The sequence below is a fragment of the Burkholderia latens genome (assembly GCF_001718795.1).
Classification (GTDB): Bacteria; Pseudomonadota; Gammaproteobacteria; order Burkholderiales; family Burkholderiaceae; genus Burkholderia; species Burkholderia latens_A.
Map to the genome: position 1 here is coordinate 2,226,640 of NZ_CP013435.1, position 18,030 is coordinate 2,244,669.

The following is an 18,030-nucleotide window of genomic DNA, read 5'->3' on the forward strand; positions in this document are numbered from 1 at the left end:
GGAAGCGGCGCGCGGCATCACACGGGCGTGTGCGTTAAACGGTCATCGGGTTGGGCTTCGACGGATCGAGGTTGTACTTGGCGATCGCATCCGCGACAACCTTGCGCTCGATCGTGCCTTCGTCGGCCAGCGCGTTCAGCGCGGCGACGGTGACCCAGTGACGGTCGACTTCGAAGAAGTGACGCAGCTTCTCGCGGGTGTCCGAACGACCGAAGCCGTCGGTGCCCAGCACAACGAAGCGGCGATCGATCTGGCCGCGGATCTGGTCGACCAGCGCACGCACGTAGTCGGTCGATGCGATGACCGGACCTTGCGTGTCCTTCAGGCACTTCTGCACGTGCGACAGGCGACGCTCTTCGGTCGGATGGAGCAGGTTCCAGCGCTCGACGTCGTGGCCTTCGCGCGCGAGCTCGGTGAAGCTCGGCACGCTCCAAAGGTCGGCGGCGACGCCCCAGTCGTTCTTCAGCAGCTCGGCGGCGGCGATTACTTCGTTGAAGATCGTGCCCGCGCCCAGCAACTGCACGCGCGGCGCCTTCTTGTCGGCGTCGGCCTTCTTGAACGAGTACATGCCCTTGATGATGTCGGCCGCCACGTGCTCGCCCTGCGGAATCGCCGGGTGCTCGTAGTTCTCGTTCATCACCGTGATGTAGTAGTACACGTCTTCCTGGTCCTGCACCATGCGGCGCAGGCCGTCCTGGATGATCACCGCGAGTTCGTAGCCGAACGTCGGGTCGTAGCTCACGCAGTTCGGCACCGATGCCGCCCACAGCAGCGAGTGGCCGTCTTCGTGCTGCAGGCCTTCGCCGTTCAGCGTCGTGCGGCCGGCGGTGCCGCCGAGCAGGAAGCCGCGCGAGCGCATGTCGCCCGCCGCCCATGCGAGGTCGCCGATCCGCTGGAAGCCGAACATCGAGTAGAAGATGTAGAACGGCACCATGATCTCGCCGTGCGTCGAGTACGACGTCGCCGCCGCGATCCAGTCGCACATGCCGCCCGCTTCGTTGATGCCTTCCTGCAGGATCTGGCCGGTTTGCGATTCCTTGTAGAACATCAGCTGGTCGGAATCCTCCGGCACGTACTTCTGGCCTTCCTGGTTCCAGATACCGATCTGGCGGAACAGGCCTTCCATGCCGAACGTACGCGATTCGTCCGGGACGATCGGCACGACGCGCTTGCCGAGCGCCTTGTCCTTCAGCAGGATGTTCAGGATCCGCACGAACGCCATCGTCGTCGAGATCTCGCGGCCTTCGCCCGTGCCCTTCAGGAGCGGCTCGAACGCGTCGAGCGCCGGCACCGGCAGCGACGTCGCCTTCTCGCGCCGGTGCGGCAGGTAGCCGCCGAGGTCCATGCGCTTCTGGCGCATGTATTCGAGTTCCTTCGAGCCTTCCTCGAACTTCAGGTACGGCACGTCAGCGATCTGCTCGTCGGTGATCGGCAGGCGGAACTGGTCACGGAACTTCTTCAGTTGCTCGACCGGCAGCTTCTTCTGCTGGTGCGTGATGTTCATCGCCTGGCCCGACTCGCCCATCCCGTAGCCCTTGATGGTCTTCGCGAGGATGACGGTCGGCGCGCCCTTCGTGTTGGTCGCTTCGTGGAATGCCGCGTAGATCTTGTGCGGATCGTGGCCGCCGCGGTTCAGCGCCCAGATGTCGTCGTCCGACCAGTCGGCGACGAGCGCCTTCAGCTCAGGCGTGTTGAAGAAGTGCTCGCGAACGTATGCGCCCGACTCCGACTTGTACGTCTGGTATTCGCCGTCGACGCATTCCATCATCCGGCGCATCAGCGCGCCCGACTTGTCGCGTGCGAACAGCGCGTCCCAGCGGCTGCCCCAGATGACCTTGATCACGTTCCAGCCGGCGCCGCGGAATTCCGATTCCAGTTCCTGGATGATCTTGCCGTTGCCGCGCACCGGGCCGTCGAGACGCTGCAGGTTGCAGTTGATCACGAATACGAGGTTGTCGAGCTTCTCGCGGCTCGCCATGCCGATCGCGCCGAGCGATTCCGGCTCGTCGGTCTCGCCGTCGCCGAGGAATGCCCAGACCTTGCGGCCTTCCGTCTTCGCGATGCCGCGCGATTCCAGGTACTTCATGAAACGCGCCTGGTAGATCGCCATGATCGGGCCGAGACCCATCGACACGGTCGGGAACTGCCAGAAGTCCGGCATCAGCCACGGGTGCGGATACGACGAGATGCCCTTGCCGTCGACTTCCTGACGGAAGTTGTCGAGCTGCTCTTCCGACAGGCGGCCGAGCAGGAACGCGCGCGAGTAGACGCCGGGCGACGAGTGGCCCTGAACGAACACGAGATCGCCGCCGTGCTGATCGGACGCTGCGTGCCAGAAATGGTTGTAGCCGACGTCATAGAGCGTCGCGGCCGAGGCGAACGATGCGATGTGGCCGCCGACGTTCGTGTCCTTGCCTGCGCGCAGCACCATCGCGAGCGCGTTCCAGCGCGTGTACGAACGGATGCGGTGCTCGATGTCCTGGTCGCCCGGAATCTTCGCCTGGGCTTCGACCGGAATCGTGTTGATGTACGGGGTATTGGCGGAGAACGGCAGGTGTTCGCCATGCATGCGCGCGAATTCGATCTGCTTTTCGATCAGGTAGTGCGCGCGGCCGGTGCCCACGGAGGAGATCACGCCATCGAGCGACTCGAGCCATTCGACGGTTTCTTGCGGGTCGTCGTCACGTTCGGCGGCGACATATTTCATCACTTCGTTCGGTACAGCGGACATTCTCGTCTCCTGGGTCCTGGAATGTGAGGATCGCTCTCGTGCAGACGACGCGACGCGACCGGCTGCGGGCAAGCTCCGACGGATTGTAATGAGCGTGCCCGGACACGCGCAACAAAATTTTCGAATTATGAGATCTTTTCTCGTAATGCGGAATATTGCTGCGCTGCACCCATCCGGCGGGGCTCCGAGGCGCGCGGCGCGCGCACAAATTCGTTTCCGTTCAACATATCCGGCATGGGTTTTCCATGTATTGCGCTGCGCTACAATCCTGCCATGTTGACCGATCGGCTTTTCGCACGCTCGGCGCGACCGTCGGGCCCGCCGGCAGAGTCGCAGCCGTCCCGCTGGCACCACGGACCGTGGTGGTCCAATTCCTATTTGCTGACGCCCCTGCTGTCGATCCTCGTGTTCCTCGTGGTGATGAGCCTCATTCTATGGAGCCTCAATCGCCGCGAACAGCAGCAGCAGGAAGACACGCTGTTCCGCAACGTCGCATGGGCGCAGCAGCAGATCCGCCTGTCGATGACGGGTGCGCAGGAGCAGCTGCAGGCGCTGTCGCGCGATCTCGCGTCCGGCCGCCTCGACCAGAACGCTTTCCAGATGGCCGTCGCGGACGTGATGCAGACGCATCCGGAAATCCTCTATCTGAACTGGTACACCGCGCCCGGCGTGCAGCGCTGGCCGACGGTGCATCCGCCGCTGCTCGGCCAGCGGCTCGCGAAGCCCGGCGACGCGCAAATGCAGGACGCAGTGCGCGGCGCGTACGACGAAGCGCGCAGCACGCGCCGCCAGGCGTATTCGCCGCTGCTTTACGACGACTTCGGCAACGGCTTCATCACGCTGCAGACGCCCGTGATGCGCGGCGACCGCGAATATCTCGGCTCGATCGCCGCGGTGTTCTCGGTCGAAGGGATCCTGAAGCACGACATCCCCCAGGAGTTGTCGTCGAAGTACAAGATCTCGATCACCGACTCGAACAATCGCGAACTGTCGTCGACGTCGACACGCCCGCGCCTGCCGCGCGACTCCCACTACGACCTCCCGCTCGATCCGCCCGGCCAGGGGCTGACCGTGCGTGTCTACGCATTTCCGCAGCTCACGAACCTGACGAACAACACGCTCGTGTGGCTCGTGGCCGGCTTGTCGTGCTTCGTGCTGTGGAGCCTCTGGAGCCTGTGGAAGCACACGCGCCAGCGTTTCGAGGCACAGCAGGCGCTGTACGCGGAAGCGTTCTTCCGCCGCGCAATGGAAAACTCGGTGCTGATCGGCATGCGCGTGCTCGACATGCACGGCCGCATCACGCACGTGAATCCGGCCTTCTGCCGAATGACCGGCTGGGACGAGACGGACCTCGTCGGCAAGGTCGCGCCGTTCCCGTACTGGCCGCGCGACGCGTACCCGGAAATGCAGCGCCAGCTCGACATGACGCTGCGCGGCAAGGCGCCGAGCTCGGGCTTCGAGCTGCGCGTACGGCGCAAGAACGGCACGCTGTTCCATGCGCGCCTCTACGTGTCGCCGCTGATCGACAGCTCCGGACGCCAGACCGGGTGGATGTCGTCGATGACCGACATCACCGAGCCGAAGCGCGCGCGCGAAGAACTCGCGGCCGCGCACGAACGCTTCACGACGGTGCTCGAAAGCCTCGACGCCGCGGTGTCGGTGCTCGCGGCCGACGAGGCCGAGCTGCTGTTCGCGAACCGCTACTACCGCCACCTGTTCGGGATCCGCCCGGACGGCCATCTCGAACTGTCGGGCGGCGGCTTCGATCGGGCGCAGGCATCGTCCGACTCGATCGACATGGTGGATGCGTTCGCGGGCCTGCCGGCAGCCGCGCTGACGAGCAGCACGGCCGACGCGCAGGAGGTATACGTCGAGAGCATCCAGAAGTGGTTCGAGGTGCGTCGCCAGTACATCCAGTGGGTGGACGGCCATCTCGCGCAGATGCAGATCGCGACCGACATCACGACCCGCAAGAAGGCGCAGGAACTCGCGCAACAACAGGAAGAGAAGCTGCAGTTCACGAGTCGATTGATGACGATGGGCGAAATGGCGTCGTCGATTGCTCACGAATTGAATCAGCCGCTCGCCGCAATCAACAACTACTGCTCGGGTACGCTCGCGCTCGTGAAGAGCGGCCGCGGCACGCCGGAGACGCTGCAGCCCGCGCTGGAGAAGACCGCGCAGCAGGCGCTGCGCGCGGGGATGATCGTCAAGCGGATACGCGAATTCGTGAAGCGCAGCGAGCCGAAGCGCCAGCCGGCGCGGGTCGCGGACATCGTCGCCGACGCGGTCGGGCTCGCCGAAATCGAGGCCAGGAAGCGCAGGATCCGGATCGTCACGGAAATCCTCGCAAGAATGCCTATTATTTATGTCGACCCCGTGCTGATCGAACAGGTGCTCGTGAACCTGATGAAGAACGCGGCCGAGGCGATGGCCGACGTGAAGCCGGCGTCGGCGGACGGCGTGATCCGAGTCGTCGCCGACATCGACGCGGGTTTCGTCGACATCCGCGTAATCGACCAGGGTCCGGGCGTCGACGAAGCGACCGCCGAACGCCTGTTCGAACCGTTTTACAGCACCAAGTCCGACGGCATGGGCATGGGGCTGAACATCTGCCGTTCGATCATCGAATCGCATCGGGGGCGTCTGTGGGTGGTCAACAATGTCGAACCGGACGGCCGCATTTCCGGCGCGACATTCCACTGCAGCCTGCCCATTGGGGAACCCGCTGAGCTCCGCCAAGGGGGGCGCGAGGCATCGGCATCACATACCGTTACGGGAGAACTATGAATAGCCCTGTCACCACTACTCAGGAAACTGTCTTCGTCGTCGACGACGACGAGGCCGTACGGGATTCGCTGCGCTGGCTGCTGGAGGCGAACGGCTATCGCGTGCAATGCTTCTCGAGCGCCGAACAGTTCCTCGATGCGTATCAGCCGGCCCAGCAGGCCGGCCAGATCGCGTGCCTGATCCTCGATGTGCGGATGTCGGGCATGAGCGGCCTCGAACTGCAGGAACGCCTGATCGCCGACAACGCGGCGCTGCCGATCATCTTCGTCACGGGCCACGGCGACGTGCCGATGGCGGTCTCGACGATGAAAAAGGGTGCGATGGACTTTATCGAGAAACCGTTCGACGAGGCCGAGCTGCGCAAGCTCGTCGAGCGGATGCTCGACAAGGCCCGAAGCGAAAGCAAGAGCGTTCAGGAACAGCGCGCCGCGAGCGAACGCCTGTCGAAGCTGACCGCGCGCGAGCAGCAAGTGCTCGAGCGGATCATCGCCGGCCGCCTGAACAAGCAGATCGCCGACGATCTCGGGATCAGCATCAAGACGGTCGAAGCGCACCGCGCGAACATCATGGAAAAGCTGAACGTCAACACGGTCGCCGATCTGCTGCGCCTCGCGCTGTCGAAGAAGCAGGCCTGAGCATCGCGGGCGGCCGCGGGGCGCCGGCCCCGGCCAGGCCGCGTCACCGCACCGCCGCGCCGCGCGATGCGGCCCCCTCGCGCGGCACGGCCCGGCGTCTCCTCCCGGGGCGCCGGCAGCGTCGCCATGACGCTTTCCTTGTATTCGCTGTCGGACGACGGCAGGCGACCGGTATAATTGCGTGCTTTGCTGCGGCGTTTCGTGCGTCGCACGCCCGCATTCCAACTTCCCGGCAGGACCACCACCATGACAGCCCTCCTCATCGACGGCAACGCCCTCTCGAAGACCTTGCGCGCGCAGGCCGCCGAGCGTGCCGCCGCCCTGACCGCACGCGGCCACCAGCCCGGTCTCGCGGTGATTCTCGTCGGCGCGAACCCGGCGAGCGAAGTCTACGTGCGCAACAAGATCAAGGCGTGCGAAGACAACGGTTTCTTCTCGCAGAAGGACGCGTACCCGGACACGCTGTCGGAAGCCGATCTCCTCGCGCGCATCGACGAACTGAACCGCGATCCGAAAATCCACGGCATCCTGGTCCAGCTGCCGCTGCCGGCGCACATCGACAGCCACAAGGTGATCGAGGCGATCGCGCCCGAGAAGGACGTCGACGGCTTCCACGTCGCTAACGCCGGTGCGCTGATGACGGGCAAGCCGCTGTTCCGCCCGTGCACGCCGTATGGCGTGATGAAGATGTTCGAAGCGCACGACATTCCGCTGCAGGGCGCGAACGCGGTCGTGATCGGCCGCTCGAACATCGTCGGCAAGCCGATGGCGATGCTGCTGCTCGAAGCCGGTGCGACGGTGACGATCTGCCACAGCAAGACCCGCGATCTCGCTGCGCACACGCGGCAGGCCGACATCGTGGTGGCCGCCGTCGGCAAGCGCAACATCCTGACGGCCGACATGGTCAAGCCCGGCGCGACGGTGATCGACGTCGGCATGAACCGCGACGACGCGGGCAAGCTGTGCGGCGACGTCGACTTCGCGGGCGTGAAGGAAGTTGCCGGCCACATCACGCCGGTGCCGGGTGGCGTCGGCCCGATGACCATCACGATGCTGCTGATCAACACGATCGAAGCGGCCGAGCGCGCCGCCGCCGGCGCGTAAGCGGCACGCAAGCCCACTTTCCGTCCAGCCGGCGCGCGTTCGTGCGCCGGCGCCCGGCCGGCCGTCATCGCGGCCGCGTCGCAACGCTGTCACACCATCCCGCGTCATGCTGCCTGCCGCACGCATCCGACCCCGCGCCCGGCGTGTCCAATCGTCCCGTTAGAAACTAACGATTGGAAACCGCGCGATGCGCCCCAATAATGTCGGTATCGGGCGTCGTCGCATCGCGCCCCACCCTTTTCACCCCGGTTCATCCGGCAACAGACAGGGAGTCTTAATGTCCGCCAGCGCCAATACCAATCCGCTCCTCGATTTCTCCGGCCTGCCCCGCTTCGGCGAGATTCGCCCCGAACACGTGACGCCCGCCCTCGATACGCTGCTCGAAGCCGCCAACCGCGCGGTCGAGAGGGCAAGCGCGTCCGCGACGCCGGCGACGTGGGCCGCGATCGTCGAGACGGTCGAGCAGGCGACCGAGCCGCTCGGGCGTGCGTGGGGCGTCGTCGGCCATCTGAACGCGGTCGCCGATACGCCGGAGCTGCGCGCCGCGTACGGCGAGAACCTGCCGCGCGTGACCGAATTCTGGTCGAGCGTCGGCCAGAACCTCGCGCTCTACGAAAAGTACAAGGCGATCGCCGCGAGCGCCGAATACGCGACGTTGTCCACCGAACGCAAGAAGATCCTCGACAACGCGCTGCGCGATTTCCGGTTGTCCGGGGCCGAGCTGCCGGAAGAGCAGAAGCCGCGCTTCGCCGAACTGCAGGAGCAGCAGGCCGCGCTGTCGAAGGCATTTTCCGACCACGTGCTCGATGCAACGAACGCGTATGCGTATTTCGCGCAGGACGAAGCCGAACTCGCCGGCCTGCCCGGCGACGCGATCGAAGCGGCTCGCGAAGCCGCCCAGAAGGACGGCAAGGAAGGCTGGAAATTCACGCTGCACTTCCCGTCCTATTTCCCGGTGCTGCAGTACGCGGAGAACCGCGCGATGCGCGAGACGCTGTACCGCGCGTATGCGACGCGCGCATCGGAACTCGGGCCGCAATACGGTGGCGGCAAAGCGGAATGGGACAACACGGCGATCGTTGCAGACGAACTGAAGCTGCGTCGCGAAGAAGCGCAGATGCTCGGCTACCGAAACTTCGCCGAAGTGTCGCTCGCGCCGAAGATGGCCGAATCGCCTCAGCAGGTGATCGCGTTTCTCGAGGATCTCGCGACGCGCGCGCGCCCGCATGCGGAGAAGGACTGGGACGAGCTGCGCGCGTTCGCGGCAAAGGAACTCGGCCTGACCGAGCTCGCGCCCTGGGACGTCGCATTCGCGGCCGAACGCCTGCGCCAGCAACGCTACGCGTTCTCGGAAAACGAGGTCAAGCAGTACTTCCCGGAACCGGCCGTGCTGAAGGGCCTGTTCACCGTCACCGAAACGCTGTTCGGCGTGCGCATCAAGCCCGACGACGCGCCGGTGTGGCACAAGGACGTACGCTTTTTCCGCGTCGAGAATCGCGACGGCTCGCTCGTCGCGCAGTTCTATCTCGATCTGTATGCACGCGAAGGCAAGCGCGGCGGCGCGTGGATGGACGATGCGCGTGCGCGTGCGAAGCGCGGCGGCACCGTGCAAACGCCGGTCGCGTACCTCACGTGCAACTTCTCGGCGCCGGTCGGCGGCAAGCCCGCGTGCTTCACGCACGACGAAGTCATCACGCTGTTTCATGAATTCGGCCACGGTCTGCATCACATGCTCACGCGCGTCGACGAGCTCGGCGTGTCGGGCATCAACGGCGTCGAATGGGATGCGGTCGAGCTGCCGTCGCAGTTCATGGAAAACTTCTGCTGGGAATGGGACGTGCTGTCGTCGATGTCGTCTCACGTCGATACGGGCGCGTCGCTGCCGCGCGAGCTGTTCGACAAGATGATCGCCGCGAAGAATTTCCAGAGCGGCCTCGGCACGCTGCGCCAGATCGTGTTCTCGATGTTCGACATGCTGCTGCACGTCGACTTCGACCCGGCCGGCACGACCGGCGTGAACGCATTCGCGCGCGAGATCAACGAGCGCTACCACGTGATCCCGCAAGCCGCGTTCTCGCGCTGGCCGAACACGTTCAGCCACATCTTCGCGGGCGGCTATGCAGCCGGCTACTACAGCTACAAGTGGGCCGAGGTGCTGTCGGCCGACGCGTACGCGGCGTTCGAGGAAGCGGCCGCCGCCGGCGGCAGCGTGCTCGACGCGGCGACCGGCACGCGCTATCGCCGCGAGATCCTCGAAGTCGGAGGCAGCCGCCCGGCGATGGATTCGTTCAAGGCGTTCCGCGGCCGCGAGCCGGAAATCGACGCGCTGCTGCGCCACAACGGGATGGCCTCCCCCGCGCATTGAGCGCGCAGCGCCGGACGCCCGGCGGCATCGACAGGCACCGCTTCGGCGGTGCCTTTTTTCATTGCGCCGGCGTTTTGTCGTCCTTGTCGTCCTTGTCGCCCGCGTCGCCGGCGTAACCGGCGTTGCGCGGCTCGTTCAGGCTGGTGCCCGCGTGAGCTGAAACGCCTACGCGATCGGCTTCGTCGTCGAACAGCGAGAACTGCCCGCGGCGCTCGGCGGTGTCCTCGTCGATGCGCACGCCGACACCGAGCAGCCGCACCGCCTGCGCGCGCCGCTGCAGCCCCTTCGCGAGCAGCGTGACGGCCGTCTGCGCATTCGTCGCGTCGGCCACGCATTCGACGGTCGTGCGCTGAAAATCGGCGAAGCGGATCTTCACGTAGAGCTTGCGGATCGAGCGTGTCGCGCCCGCGCGCGCGATCCGCGCATCGAGCTGCACGACGAGGCGGCGGATTTCGTCCGCGCATTGTTCGAGCGTCGTCAGATCGGTCACGTAGGTCGTCTCGACACTGACCGACTTGCGCTCCTGATCGGCCTGCACCGGCCGCTCGTCGATGCCGCGCGCGAGCTGGTACAGACGGCGGCCGAACGCGCCGAATTCGCGATGCAGATCGATCAGCGACCAGTCGCGCAGCTGCGCGCAGGTCTGAATGCCAAGCCGGTCGAGCCGCGTGGCCGTCACCTTGCCGACCCCGTGCAGTTTGCGCACCGGTAGCGCCGCGACGAACGCATCGACCTCATGCGGGCGCACGACGAACAGACCATCGGGCTTGTTCCAGTCGGACGCGATCTTCGCGATGAACTTGTTCGGCGCGACGCCGGCCGACACCGTCACGCCGACCGTGTCGTACACGCGCTGGCGGATCTCGCGCGCAATCAACGTCGCGCTGCCCTGGCAGAGTTGCGAACCGGTGACGTCGAGATACGCCTCGTCGAGCGACAGTGGCTCGACGTCGTGCGTGTAATCGCGATAGATCGCCATGATCTGCCGCGACGCCGCGCGGTACTTGTCCATCGCGGACGGCAGGATCAGCAGGTCCGGACACTTGCGCATCGCCAGCGCCGACGACATTGCCGAATGCACGCCGTAGCGCCGCGCCTCGTAGTTGCAGGTCGCGATCACGCCGCGCTGGTCGGGCCGGCCGCCGACGGCCAGCGGCCGGTTGCGCAGCGACGGGTCGTCGCGCATCTCCACCGACGCATAAAAGCAGTCGCAGTCGCAGTGGATGATCTTGCGCACGCGCGGCGGCACGTCGCCGTTTTGCGGCGCGCCCGGATCGGCTGGCGAAATGATGGTCGGGTTCACGGTGCCGATACTGTACAAAAACACAGTGCCCGTTTCAACTGCTGCGTGCTGCGCCGTGCCGCCGTCGCCGCACGCGCGGCGTCCCACCGCCCGCCGCCGGCCACCTTCACGCGGCGGCGCCGTACCGGCCGGCTTCGCGCGGATCGTACCGCCGCGCGCACGGGCCGGTCCCTATACTTGTCCGCCACGACATACGAAACGCACAGGTGACGGATGAAGACGATCGGACTGATCGGCGGGATGAGCTGGGAATCGTCGGCCGAGTATTACCGGATGGTGAACCGCCATTCGAAGGCGCTGCACGGCGGCCATCACAACGCGAAGAGCGTGCTCGTCACTGTGGATTTCGCGGAGATCGAAGCGCTGCAGCGTGCACACGACTGGGCTGCGCTCGGCGAACGGATGGCGGATGCCGCACGCCGGCTCGAAGCGGCCGGCGCCGATCTCATCGTGCTGACGACCAATACGATGCACCGCGTGTACGGCGCGATCGAGGCGGCGGTATCGCTACCGTTCCTGCACATTGCCGACCCGACCGGCGCCGCGCTGCGCGCCGCCGGCGTCGAGCGCGTCGCGCTGCTCGGCACGCGCTATACGATGGAACTCCCGTTCTATGCGGAACGCTTGCGCGACAGGTTCGGCCTCGACGTGCTGATACCGGACGAATCCGCGCGCGGCGACGTGCACCGGATCATCTACGACGAGCTGTGTCATGGCGTGATCGATGCGGGATCGCGCGCGGCCTATGTGACGATCATCGAGGAACTGGCGCAACGCGGCGCGCAGGCGGTGATTCTCGGCTGCACGGAGATCACGCTGCTGATCGGACAGAACGACTCGCCGCTGCCGGTGTTCGACACGACAGCCCTGCATGCGCAGGCGGCGGTCGAGTGGGCGGCACGCTGAAAACAAAAAACCCGGCACGGAGCCGGGTTCTTGTCGACGAAGCGCGCATCGGTCACTTGCGCTGCACATCGTCTGGTGTGCTTGGTTGCGGGGGTAGGATTTGAACCTACGACCTTCGGGTTATGAGCCCGACGAGCTGCCAGACTGCTCCACCCCGCGTCAGAGAAATAAATTATAGGGTGAGGGAGCACTCACGTCAACACTTTTGTCACAATTTCTTCGGAAGCCAGCGCGACACCGCACGGGAAGCATGCGCGGTGCATCGCGCGCCGCGCGCGTTCGTGCCCCGTGCTCGCGGTAAGATGGCGGCCTTCGCACTCACCCCGCACGCATTCCCGTTCATGAAAATTGCCACCTGGAACGTCAACTCGCTCAACGTCCGCAAACAGCACGTGCTCGACTGGCTCGCGCAAAGCGGCACCGACGTGCTGTGCCTGCAGGAGCTGAAGCTGCCGGACGAGAAGTATCCGCGCGCCGATCTCGAGGCCATCGGCTACCGCAGCTGGTTCGCAGGCCAGAAGACCTACAACGGCGTCGCGATCCTCGCCCGCGACACGCTCACCGTCGACGAATCGGACGTCGTGCGCAACATCCCCGGCTTCGACGATCCGCAACAACGCGTGGTCGCCGTGACGGTCGAAGGCGTGCGCATCGTGTCCGCGTATTTTCCTAACGGCCAGGCGCCCGACTCCGACAAGTTCGTCTACAAGATGCAGTGGCTCGACGCGCTGCATGCATGGCTCGCCGCCGAAATGCAGCGCTATCCGAAGCTCGCGCTGCTCGGCGACTTCAACATCGCGCCGGAAGACCGCGACGTGCACGACCCGGCGAAATGGGTCGGCCAGAACCTCGTGTCGCCGCAGGAGCGCGCGCACTTCGCGAAGCTGATCGAGCTCGGCTTCGTCGATGCGTTCCGGCGCTTCGAGCAACCCGAGAAGACCTTCACGTGGTGGGACTACCGGATGTTCGCGTTCCGCCGCAATGCGGGGCTGCGCATCGACCACGTGCTGCTGTCGCCGGCGCTCGCCGATACCTGCACGTCGTGCGAAGTCGACCGCGCGCCGCGCACATGGGACCAGCCGTCCGACCACACGCCGGTCGTCGCGGTCGTCAGCTAACGCCGCTCGGCGCCCGCCCGCGCTCACCCGCGCGCGGGCGCAGGGCCGAGATGCGCCCACAGGAAGCCGAACTCCGCCGCATCCGCTTCCGCGCGTTCGAGATCGTCGGCGCTGCCGTGGCCGCCGTCGGTATTCTCCCAGTACCACACCCGTTCGTGGCCGAGCGCATGCATGCGCGCGGCCATCTTGCGCGCATGCGCCGGATGCACGCGGTCGTCGCGCGTCGACGTCGTCAGCAGCAGCGGCGGATACACGATACCTTCGCGCACACGGTGATAGGGCGAATAGGCCGCAAGCGCCGCGCCCTCGCGCGCATCGTCCGGATCGCCGTACTCGTCGAGCCACGCGGCACCGGCATGGAGCTTCGGGTAGCGCTGCATGTCGAGCAGCGGCACGCGGCACAGCACCGCGCCGAAGAGCTCCGGACGCTGCATCATGCACGCGGCGACCAGCAACCCGCCGTTGCTGCCGCCTTCGATGCCGAGCTGCGCGGCCGTCGTCACACCGGTGCGAATCAGGTCCTCCGCCACTGCGATGAAGTCGTCGAACGAGCGCTGACGATGCTCGCGCTGGGCGTCGACGTGCCACCGCGGCCCGAATTCGCCGCCGCCGCGGATGTGCGCGAATGCCGCGACGCCGCCGCGCTCGAGCCATCCGATGCCGAGTGCATCGCTGTAGCCCGGCAGGTTCGGAATCGCGAAGCCGCCATAGCCCGACAGCAGGCACGGCCGCGCAACGCGACTCGAGCCGCCGGACCCATCGAGCGCATCGCGCGGCCCGATCAGCGTATAAGGCACGACCGTGCCGTCGAGCGAGCGCGCATTCGCACGACGCACGACGAGCCCGTCCGCGGCGAACCGCACCGGCGGCCGGTCGAGCAATACGCGGCGCGACCGCGCATCGGCCGCGCGATCGCCGAGATCGGCGAGCCAGCATTCGGGCGGATCGAGATAGGTATCGACGTCCACATACACGTCGTCGTTCAGCGTGGGCTCGACCGGCTCGACGTCGACCTGCGCATCGCCTGCCCACTCGAACGGCCGCGCGTCCCACGTCCACGCGCCGCCGTCGTCTTGGCGCGGCTGCCACAGCATCGTGCGGTTGTGCACGTCGTCGAGCCAGCTCGCGATCAGCGTCGTACGCGTGTGTGTCCACGTGCATGCGGACGTCGACGGCTGCGGCTCGAACAGCGTCGTGAACGCGCGCGACGCGGCGAGGAACGCCTGCTCGCGAATCGCGAGCAGCGAGCCGCCCGCGTGACGCGTGCCGCCGCAGTCCCAGTCGAGCCGCGGCTCGAGCACGAGCCAGCCTTCCCAGAAGCCGACTTCGACGTGCGTCGGCACGTCGTAGCGCGCCCACTCGCCCGCTTCGGTCAGCCGGTACGCATGCGCGTCGAAGAAGTCGACGCTGCGCCACGCGACGTGGCGGCCGTCGATCGGGTCGAACCACGCGCCCGCACTGATGTCGTCGGGTTCGCCGCGAAACACGACCGGCGCGTCGGCGAGCGGCGTGCCGCGCACCCACCGGCGGGCGTCGTACGGATAACCGGCAGCGGTCGCGTGCGCTTCGCCGCGATCCCAGCTCACGTAGACGGTATCGCGATCGATCCAGCCGATCGTGTGATGCCCGGGCTCGTCGATCGTGAATCCGTCGTCGACGAACCAGCGCTCCACCAGGTCGAACTCGCGGACGACGACCGCGTCTGCGCCGCCCGGCGACAGGGACAGCAGCGCGCGGTCGCCGTCCGGATACAGGATCGCGTCCTGCTCGAAGACCCAGGACTCGCCCTCCTGCGCACCGAGCGCATCGACGTCGAGCAGCGTTTCCCAGTCGGGCCGCCCGGCGCGCCAGTCGTCCCAGCGTGCGCGACGCCACAGGCCCTTCGGATGGAGATCGTCCTGCCACAGGTCGTACGCCCAGTCGCGCCAGCGTGTCGGGATCACCGGGCGCTCGCGCGGCAAATACGCGTGCGCGAGCCGCGCGCTGAGCGCGCGATACGCATCGTCGTCGCGCAGTGCTGCACGCGTGCGCGCATTCTGCTCGTCGACCCACGCGCGAGCGCGCTTGCTGTCGAGCGATTCGAGGAAACGGAAGGGATCGGCCCCGGCGGGCCAGCGAAAGAAATCGGACATGACGGAAGTGCGCGTGGCGGCAAACCGCGATTATGTCCGATCGCGGCATGCGCGATGCTCGCGCATGCCGCGACGGTGGCTTACGGCTCCAGGTGCAGTTCCTGGATCTTGCGCGTGATCGTGTTGCGGCCGATGCCAAGCCGCTCCGCCGCCTCGACCTTGCGGCCGCGCGTGAAGTCGAGCGCCTCGCGAATCACCGCGGCCTCGAAGCGGCGCGCGAGTTCGTCCATCACGTCGGCCGAATTCTCGCGCAGCAGCCGCGCGACTTCGGTGCGCAAGCCGCTTTCCCACATCGGATAGCCGGCGGGCGCACCGTTCGGTGCGGCCGCGACCGGCGCCGCCGTCAGCGGGGCCGCGCCGGCCGGCGGCTGCGCGCGCGCAGCGTCGCCGGCCCCGCCGCCGTTTACCGCGCCGTTCGCATCCGCGCCATCGGTCGGCACCGCCCCCGGTGCGCCTGTCGGCACGAGATCGGGTGGCAGGTCCTTGATTTCGACGGTCTGCGCGGGCGCCATCACGGTCAACCAGTTAGCGAGGTTCTCGAGCTGCCGCACGTTGCCGGGAAACGGCAGCGACGTCAGGTACGCGAGCGCCTCGTCGGACACGCGCTTCGGCTCGACGCCGAGATCGCGCGCACTCTTCTGCAGGAAGTGACGCGTGAGCAGCGCGATGTCCTCGCTGCGTTCGCGCAGCGGCGGCAGCCGCAGCCGGATCACGTTGAGCCGATGGTAAAGGTCCTCGCGGAACAACCCCTGCCGCACGCGCGCCTCGAGATTCTGGTGCGTCGCGGCGATCACGCGGACGTTCGCGCGCAGCGGATTGTGGCCGCCGACGCGATAGAACTGCCCGTCCGACAGCACGCGCAACAACCGCGTTTGCAGATCGAACGGCATATCGCCAATTTCATCGAGGAACAGCGTGCCGTTCTCGGCCTGCTCGAAGCGGCCCTGGCGCGTCGTCTGCGCGCCGGTGAACGCGCCGCGCTCGTGGCCGAACAGTTCGGATTCGAGCAGGTCCTTCGGAATCGCCGCGGTGTTCAGTGCGATGAACGGGCCGTTCGCACGCGGGCTGTGACGATGCAGCGCGCGCGCGACGAGTTCCTTGCCGGTGCCCGATTCGCCCGTGATCAGCACGGTCGCGGCCGAATGCGACAGCCGGCCGATCGCGCGGAACATGTCCTGCATCGCGGGCGCCTGGCCGAGCATCTCGGGCGCTTCGGCCAGGCGCTCGTCCTGCGGCGCGCCGCCGCGCAGGCTTTCCTCGACCGCTCGGCGGATCAGCTCGACGGCCTTGTCGACGTCGAACGGCTTCGCGAGATACTCGAACGCGCCGCCCTGGAACGCCGCGACCGCGCTGTCGAGATCGGAGAACGCCGTCATGATGATGACGGGCAGCCCCGGCAGCCGCTCATGCATCGCCTGCAGCAGCTCGAGGCCGGAGCCGCCCGGCATCCGGATGTCGGACACGAGCACCTGCGGCGTCTCGTGATCGAGCGCGGCCAGCGCATCGCGCACGTTCGCGAAGCTCTTGGTCGCGAAGCTGTCCCGGGCGAGCGCCTTTTCGAGCACCCAGCGGATCGATTGATCGTCGTCTACTATCCAGATCGGCTTCATAGGTCGGTCAGATATTGGTGAATCCGGTGAATCGTCCTGCTGCCGCTCAATGGTCGAGCGGCAGCAGGATCTGAAATTCGGTACGTCCAGGCCGGCTCTCGACCTCGATCATCCCGTCGTGCTGCTGCACGAACGTCTGCGCGAGCGTGAGGCCAAGGCCGCTGCCGTCGTCGCGCCCGGACACGAGCGGATAAAAGATTCGGTCGCGAATCTCGTCCGGAATGCCGGGCCCGTTGTCGACCACGTGCAAGTCGAGTGCCAGCTTGTACAGGCGCTTCGCGATCGTCACCTTGCGCGCAACGCGCGTGCGCAGCTCGATCTTCGCATCGCCTTGGGCGATCCGTTCGCGCAGTGCCTGCGCGGCATTGCGCACGATGTTCAGCAGCGCCTGGATCAACTGCTCCTTGTCGCCGCGCAGGTCCGGCACGCTCACGTCGTAGTCGCGCTCGATCGTGAGGCCGCGCGGAAATTCCGCGAGCATCACCGCGCGCACGCGCTCGCACACTTCATGAATGTTCACGTCGCCGACGATGTGCGGATGCCGATGCGGCTCCAGCAGGCGATCGACGAGCGTCTGCAGGCGATCGGACTCCTTGATGATCACCTGCGTGTATTCACGCAACTCGCCGCGCTCGAGCTCGCTCAGTTCGAATTCGAGCAGCTGGGCTGCGCCGCGAATGCCGCCGAGCGGATTCTTGATCTCGTGCGCGAGGTTGCGGATCAGTTGCTTGTTGACCGCGGTCAGGTCGTGGATACGCTCCTCGCGATCCGTGCGCGACTGCCGCTCGTTCTCGAACAGTTCGACGAGCACGAAATCGGGCGCCGTCTCGAGGAAACCCACGATCGCATGCACGTGCAGCGCCTCTCGGCCCGGCCGGTCGAGCACGGTGTCGAGATGCGTCGCGTGAAAGCGCTCCTCGCCGATCGCGGTGATCGTCGACGCGAGTTCGTTCGCGTTCGGGAAAATCTCGCCCCACGGCCGCTGCGCGAGCTGCCGGCGCGAGATGTCGAGCATCGCCTCCGCGGACGGATTCGCGAATGCGATCCTGAGCGTCTTGCGGTCGAGCACGATCACGACCGTCGGCAGCGCTTCCAGCCCTGCAAGCAGGCCCGAGCGTGCGAGCCGCTCGTCGTCCGTCAGTCGCTCGAGGTGCCCCGTCTTCGCCTTGATCAGATTCTTCAGAGCCATCTTGCGTGTCGTCGCGCCCCACCGGGCCGGAAAATGAAAATTTTCGGAACAAAAAAGGGACGGCTGGACGCCGTCCCCTTTCAGACTCCGCGGTTCCCGCCGCAAGCCGCACGACGGGAACGAACCGGCATGACGGCGCTGATCGGA

Annotated in this window: 11 protein-coding genes and 1 tRNA gene; 6 read left to right on the forward strand and 6 right to left on the reverse strand. The window is 66.5% G+C overall.

The features are described 5' to 3' along the window. Positions 1 to 34: 34 nt before the first annotated feature. Positions 35 to 2,731 carry a pyruvate dehydrogenase (acetyl-transferring), homodimeric type gene (gene aceE, locus WK25_RS10365; RefSeq protein ID WP_040144581.1) on the reverse strand — a complete coding sequence of 899 codons (2,697 nt, stop codon included), beginning with the start codon at positions 2,729 to 2,731 and terminating at the stop codon, positions 35 to 37. Positions 2,732 to 3,004: 273 nt separating this feature from the next. Here aceE and fixL point away from each other — a divergent pair, with 273 nt between their 5' ends. The 4 genes from fixL (at position 3,005) to WK25_RS10385 (ending at position 9,625) form a co-directional block, all read left to right on the forward strand. Then, positions 3,005 to 5,521, forward strand: coding sequence for an oxygen sensor histidine kinase FixL (fixL, locus tag WK25_RS10370; RefSeq protein ID WP_040144582.1), 2,517 nt, complete (start codon positions 3,005 to 3,007; stop codon positions 5,519 to 5,521). Beyond that, positions 5,518 to 6,156 carry an oxygen response regulator transcription factor FixJ gene (fixJ, locus tag WK25_RS10375; protein ID WP_006493245.1) on the forward strand — a complete coding sequence of 213 codons (639 nt, stop codon included), beginning with the start codon at positions 5,518 to 5,520 and terminating at the stop codon, positions 6,154 to 6,156. Before fixL ends, fixJ begins: the two co-directional genes overlap by 4 nt. A 246-nt stretch (positions 6,157 to 6,402) precedes the next feature. Beyond that, complete coding sequence (folD, locus tag WK25_RS10380; RefSeq protein WP_059546129.1) at positions 6,403 to 7,260, forward strand: bifunctional methylenetetrahydrofolate dehydrogenase/methenyltetrahydrofolate cyclohydrolase FolD; 858 nt, start codon at positions 6,403 to 6,405, stop codon at positions 7,258 to 7,260. A 277-nt stretch (positions 7,261 to 7,537) separates the two neighbouring features. Then, positions 7,538 to 9,625, forward strand: coding sequence for a M3 family metallopeptidase (locus WK25_RS10385; protein WP_069241542.1), 2,088 nt, complete (start codon positions 7,538 to 7,540; stop codon positions 9,623 to 9,625). Between the two features lie 58 nt (positions 9,626 to 9,683). Here the strand turns inward: WK25_RS10385 and dinB are convergent, their stop codons facing one another. Continuing rightward, positions 9,684 to 10,952, reverse strand: a complete 1,269-nt coding sequence (dinB, locus tag WK25_RS10390) for a DNA polymerase IV (RefSeq protein WP_083252980.1) — start codon at positions 10,950 to 10,952, stop codon at positions 9,684 to 9,686. Between the two features lie 189 nt (positions 10,953 to 11,141). Here dinB and WK25_RS10395 point away from each other — a divergent pair, with 189 nt between their 5' ends. Continuing rightward, positions 11,142 to 11,834: an aspartate/glutamate racemase family protein gene (locus WK25_RS10395; protein WP_069241543.1), complete on the forward strand. Its 693-nt coding sequence runs from the start codon at positions 11,142 to 11,144 to the stop codon at positions 11,832 to 11,834. A gap of 82 nt (positions 11,835 to 11,916) precedes the next feature. Here the strand turns inward: WK25_RS10395 and WK25_RS10400 are convergent. Further along, positions 11,917 to 11,993, reverse strand: a tRNA-Met gene (locus WK25_RS10400). Positions 11,994 to 12,175: 182 nt separating this feature from the next. Between WK25_RS10400 and xth the strand changes: the two genes are divergently transcribed. Beyond that, positions 12,176 to 12,952, forward strand: a complete 777-nt coding sequence (gene xth / locus WK25_RS10405) for an exodeoxyribonuclease III (RefSeq protein WP_209824410.1) — start codon at positions 12,176 to 12,178, stop codon at positions 12,950 to 12,952. Positions 12,953 to 12,975: 23 nt separating this feature from the next. Here xth and WK25_RS10410 read toward each other — a convergent pair whose 3' ends face one another. The 3 genes from WK25_RS10410 to glnL form a co-directional block, all read right to left on the reverse strand. Beyond that, a complete protein-coding gene (locus WK25_RS10410) occupies positions 12,976 to 15,084 on the reverse strand; it encodes a prolyl oligopeptidase family serine peptidase (RefSeq protein ID WP_069241545.1) in 2,109 nt (702 codons plus the stop codon). 80 nt (positions 15,085 to 15,164) lie between these two features. Beyond that, positions 15,165 to 16,694, reverse strand: coding sequence for a nitrogen regulation protein NR(I) (ntrC, locus tag WK25_RS10415; protein WP_040144588.1), 1,530 nt, complete (start codon positions 16,692 to 16,694; stop codon positions 15,165 to 15,167). Between the two features lie 46 nt (positions 16,695 to 16,740). Continuing rightward, positions 16,741 to 17,883 (reverse strand): nitrogen regulation protein NR(II), encoded by a 1,143-nt coding sequence (gene glnL, locus WK25_RS10420; RefSeq protein ID WP_040144589.1) that lies wholly within the window; start codon positions 17,881 to 17,883, stop codon positions 16,741 to 16,743. Between the last annotated feature and the right edge of the window lie 147 nt (positions 17,884 to 18,030).

Bases quoted from the DNA above. Each gene is read 5' to 3' on its own strand.
- xth (WP_209824410.1), top strand. From the start codon at position 12,176: ATGAAAATTGCCACCTGGAACGTCAACTCGCTCAACGTCCGCAAACAG.
- WK25_RS10385 (WP_069241542.1), top strand. From the start codon at position 7,538: ATGTCCGCCAGCGCCAATACCAATCCGCTCCTCGATTTCTCCGGCCTG.
- ntrC (WP_040144588.1), bottom strand. From the start codon at position 16,694: ATGAAGCCGATCTGGATAGTAGACGACGATCAATCGATCCGCTGGGTG.
- fixL (WP_040144582.1), top strand. From the start codon at position 3,005: ATGTTGACCGATCGGCTTTTCGCACGCTCGGCGCGACCGTCGGGCCCG.
- glnL (WP_040144589.1), bottom strand. From the start codon at position 17,883: ATGGCTCTGAAGAATCTGATCAAGGCGAAGACGGGGCACCTCGAGCGA.
- WK25_RS10410 (WP_069241545.1), bottom strand. From the start codon at position 15,084: ATGTCCGATTTCTTTCGCTGGCCCGCCGGGGCCGATCCCTTCCGTTTC.
- aceE (WP_040144581.1), bottom strand. From the start codon at position 2,731: ATGTCCGCTGTACCGAACGAAGTGATGAAATATGTCGCCGCCGAACGT.
- WK25_RS10395 (WP_069241543.1), top strand. From the start codon at position 11,142: ATGAAGACGATCGGACTGATCGGCGGGATGAGCTGGGAATCGTCGGCC.
- folD (WP_059546129.1), top strand. From the start codon at position 6,403: ATGACAGCCCTCCTCATCGACGGCAACGCCCTCTCGAAGACCTTGCGC.
- fixJ (WP_006493245.1), top strand. From the start codon at position 5,518: ATGAATAGCCCTGTCACCACTACTCAGGAAACTGTCTTCGTCGTCGAC.